We start from the raw sequence: 3,761 nt of genomic DNA on the forward strand, positions 1-3,761 counted from the left end.
CCGCGGCGACCACTGCGGCGTCGTCTGCGACCCCCGAACCGTCCGGGTCGTGCGCGAACACCTCCGCGGAGCAGGCCGTGAACGAGAACATCGACAAGGTGGGCCCGGCGTTCCCCAAGGGCAACGTTCCCGACGCCGAGTGGGTGGCGATCGACACCGAGACGTACGACCCGTGCGCGGACCTGTCGTGGGTCACGCTGACGATCCGCGGGGGCACGGCGTCCTCCCCGTCGCAGCAGATGCTCTTCCACGACGGCGAGTACCTGGGCACGACCACCCAGGAGGGCATCGCCTTCTCGCCCGCGACCGTGCGGCTGTCCAACTCCGCCATCCAGGTCACCTACCGGTGGGCCAAGGAGGGCGAGAGCAATGCCGGTGCGAGCGGGCGGGCTGTGTCCACGTACACCTGGAACCCGAACACCGAGTCCGTGGACCACGCGGGCGAGTGGCCCCCGGGTATCGGCTGAGCCGCGCCCCGGCGCCCGGTTTCGACAACGCCACCACGCGCCGTCGCCCCCGCACTCCATCGGGACGGCAGCGCGGCCGCGTGGCTGGACACCATGGCTTGCCACGTGTGACACGATGAGCGCACGGGACGCACCCCACCGGCGAGGAGAGTCATGAACCTGCTGCGCACGCTCGTGACCGCATCCGCCGGTGCATACACCGCCAATTGCGCGCTGGGGGCGTCCGTGGCCGCCCGGTGGGTGAGCACCTCGAACGTCCGGTGGATCCACCACGGTCTGTACATCACCACGTCCGCCGTGACCGCGGCGGCATGCGTGGCCGCGGTGCGTGAGCGCTCCCCAGTGGCGGCGGTCCTCGCACCGGCGGTCGTCCCGCTCTTCCTGTTGCAGCGCCACGGTGCGCACCCGCTGCGACGTCACACCCGAGACGCCCTCGCGGCGGCTCCCTGCTACGTGGCCAGCCTCGCGCTGGCCTGGAGGTGAATCGTGGAATTCCTGGATGCCGTGTTCAACCGCCGCACCACCAACGGCCCGTTCCGCCCGGATCCTGTGAGCCCTGAGCACCAACAGTTGCTGATCCGCGCGGCGGCCGCGGCTCCCTCCCAGTTCAACAGCCAGCCGTGGCGGTTCGTGCTGATCGAGAACCGGGACACGATCGAGACCGTTGCCCGGATCAGCGGGGAGAGCATGACCGAGGTCATGGGCGCGGGCACGTTCTTCGACCGGTACAAGAAGTACTTCCGGTTCAGCCAGAAGGAGATGGACGCCCAGCGCAGCGGCATGCTGTTCGACAAACTGCCCGCGCTGCTGCGCCCGTTCACGTCCAAGGCGTTCACGCCCTCCGGGCAGAGCCTCATGAACAAGCTGCGCGTGCCCCAGACCCTGGGCGAGGAGAACCGCAAGCTCGTGGCGGGGTCCCCGCTGCTGATCGGCGTGATGCTCGAGCGCGGCGAATACCGCCCGGAGGAACTGTCCGGGTTCTACTCGGTGTTCAGCATGGGTGCCGCCATGGAGAACCTGTGGCTCACCACGGTGGAGTTGGGTATGGGGATCCAGTTCGTGTCCTTCCCCATGGAGGCACCGCACCAGTGGCAGCGGATCATGGACGTGCTGCGCGTTCCGGAGGATCTGGAGCTCATGGCCGTGTACCGGCTGGGCTACGTGCCCGAGCGCACCCACCGCCCGGCGATCGACTGGTCCAGCCGCGAGCGCAAACGCCCCTCCCAGTACGTGTTCCGGGAAACGTGCGAGACGCCTCAGCAGGGCTGGGATCAGGACGTGCGTCCCGGGTCCGACTGAGTCCGGTCCTGCTGCGGGGTGTCCACCTGATCCCGGTCCGCCCGGACCGGCTCCGCGTCCTGGCCGGTGTGCACCGCCAGCAGCCGGAAGAACCGCTGTTGCACGGCCCGCCACCCCGGGGGCAGCGCCTGGCGCAGCTCTCCGGGGCGGTAGCTGCGCCGGATGGACAGCAGACCGTCGAAGCGCACGAACACCCTGGCTCGTGCGAGCGGCAGCGTGGCCACCCAGTACAGCAGCCAGGCCGCGCGGCTGCGGCGCAGGTCGTTGTGCACCGCTACCCCACGGGTCAGCCGACGTGAGTCCGCCAGCACGGCGGACAGCTCCTTCCGTGTCAGGTGGTGGAGCATGTGGTTGGAGATCACGGCGTCGTAGCGCTCCCCCGCTGCCACCAGGTCGTGGCTCGCGAGCGTCCGGTAGGCGGCGCCCACTCCGCGGTCGTGCGCGGCCGCCCACCGTGTGGCCCGGGCGTCCGGGTCGATCCCGGTAATCCGCACGTCCAGCCCGTCGCGAGCGGCCCAGCGGGTGATGGCCCGGGCGACGTCGCCCCCGCCGCACCCGATGTCCAGCACGGTGCCGGGGCGGCCCTCTCGGGCAGCGGCACGCAACGCGGGACGTACATACCGGCGGTAGACGGGCCGCCAGGATGCAACGAGCGGGTTGATCACCCCGAACAAGCGGTAGGTGTTGTCCAGGGCCACCGGATCGCAGGCCGGATCGTCCATGAGCTCCGGCTCGTCCACGCTGCGGTGGCGGAGCAGGGGGTCGCGGCGGCGCAGGACATCAGCGTGCGGCAGAGGGTTGTTGCGCAGCATAGGTTTCATCGCTCACGTCGTCTCGGACGCGGGACGGACCCGCAGCAGGGCACTCTCGATGCTCAGGCCGGGGCCGAACGCGAGCGCCGCCACGGTGCCCGGGTCCCCCGCTCGCACAAGGCGCTCGAGCACGAACAGGATGGTCGCGCTGCTCATGTTCCCGGCGTCCGCGAGCACTCCCCGGGAGGGGGCCATCTGCTCGTCCGTGAGCGCGAGCCGTCCTTGCACCTTGTCCAGGATGCTGCGTCCCCCCGGGTGCACGGCCCACAGGGGGATCCGGTCCGCACTCAACCCCGCGCGGTCCAGCAGGGGTGCGAGGGCGTCCGTCACGTGGTCGTCGATGATCCGCGGCACGTAGGTCCCCAGGATCATCTCGAAGCCCTCGTCCCCCACGCTCCACGCGAGTTCCTCCTCGCCCACTGGGGCCAGGGTCGTCTCGAAGTCCACGAGCTCGAGGGTAGCGCCGGGAGCGGCGGCGTCGCGCCCCGTCACCACCGCGGCGGCCGCACCGTCCGCGAACAGGGCGTTGCCCATCACGGTGTCGGGATCGTTGCGCACGTGCAGGTGCAGGGTGCACAGCTCCACGCACACCACGAGCACCACGGCGTCCGGATCCGCGCGGCACGCGGTGTACGCGGCTTGCAGGGCGGGGAACGCGGCATTGCAGCCCATGAACCCCAGGTGCATCCGCTTCACGTCCGCGGGTAGCCCCAGGTCCTTGGTCACGCGCACGTCCGGGCCCGGCGCGAAGAACCCGGTGCAGGACACCGTGATCACGTGGGTCACGTCCGCGAGCTCGATCCCGGGGGCCGCGGCGTCGAGGGCCGCCCGGGCGGCTGTCACGAACATCCGTTTGGCGTGCTCGGTGTAGAGCTGGTTGCGTGCGTGCGTTCCCGGCGAGCGCAGGTGCCGGGCCGTGGGATCCACGAACGGCGACGCCGCGGCGTCGCCCCCGTCAACGGTCCCCGATGCCACAACGCCCAGCTCGGGCAGGACCGTGTGGCGTGTGCTCACCCCGGCGCCTGCGAAGGCGGAACGCACCACGCGCGTGCCGAGCCTGGTCATCCCCGGCTGCTCGGCGAACAGCCGGGACACGTCCTCCTGCCGGATCACGGTGTCGGGGACGGCGGTCTCGATCGACAGTAGGCGTACGGTCATACTCCATGGTAGGCGCGCGGGCCCC

5 protein-coding genes are annotated in these 3,761 nt (G+C 70.8%); 3 read left to right on the plus strand and 2 right to left on the minus strand.

Annotated elements, in window-relative coordinates; genetic code table 11:
* The 3 genes from B3I25_RS07990 to B3I25_RS08000 all read left to right on the plus strand — a co-directional run.
* On the plus strand, positions 1-467 hold a 467-nt coding region (locus B3I25_RS07990; RefSeq protein WP_286738537.1), incomplete at its 5' end, for an LppP/LprE family lipoprotein.
* 153 nt (positions 468-620) lie between these two features.
* Positions 621-950: a hypothetical protein gene (locus B3I25_RS07995; protein WP_286738539.1), complete on the plus strand. Its 330-nt coding sequence runs from the start codon at positions 621-623 to the stop codon at positions 948-950.
* 3 nt (positions 951-953) lie between these two features.
* Positions 954-1,766, plus strand: a complete 813-nt coding sequence (locus B3I25_RS08000) for a nitroreductase family protein (protein WP_064846018.1) — start codon at positions 954-956, stop codon at positions 1,764-1,766.
* Here B3I25_RS08000 and B3I25_RS08005 read toward each other — a convergent pair.
* Both B3I25_RS08005 and B3I25_RS08010 read right to left on the minus strand, forming a co-directional pair.
* Positions 1,739-2,578 (minus strand): methyltransferase domain-containing protein, encoded by an 840-nt coding sequence (locus B3I25_RS08005; protein WP_286738540.1) that lies wholly within the window; start codon positions 2,576-2,578, stop codon positions 1,739-1,741. The genes B3I25_RS08000 and B3I25_RS08005 overlap by 28 nt on opposite strands.
* A 12-nt stretch (positions 2,579-2,590) precedes the next feature.
* A complete protein-coding gene (locus tag B3I25_RS08010) occupies positions 2,591-3,736 on the minus strand; it encodes a type III polyketide synthase (protein WP_085107105.1) in 1,146 nt (381 codons plus the stop codon).
* Between the last annotated feature and the right edge of the window lie 25 nt (positions 3,737-3,761).

The sequence above is a fragment of the Kocuria sp. UBA1838 genome, assembly GCF_002338785.1.
Taxonomy (GTDB): Bacteria; Actinomycetota; Actinomycetes; order Actinomycetales; family Micrococcaceae; genus Kocuria; species Kocuria marina.

Bases quoted from the DNA above. Each gene is read 5' to 3' on its own strand.
- B3I25_RS07995 (WP_286738539.1), top strand. From the start codon at position 621: ATGAACCTGCTGCGCACGCTCGTGACCGCATCCGCCGGTGCATACACC.
- B3I25_RS08005 (WP_286738540.1), bottom strand. From the start codon at position 2,578: ATGCTGCGCAACAACCCTCTGCCGCACGCTGATGTCCTGCGCCGCCGC.
- B3I25_RS08010 (WP_085107105.1), bottom strand. From the start codon at position 3,736: ATGACCGTACGCCTACTGTCGATCGAGACCGCCGTCCCCGACACCGTG.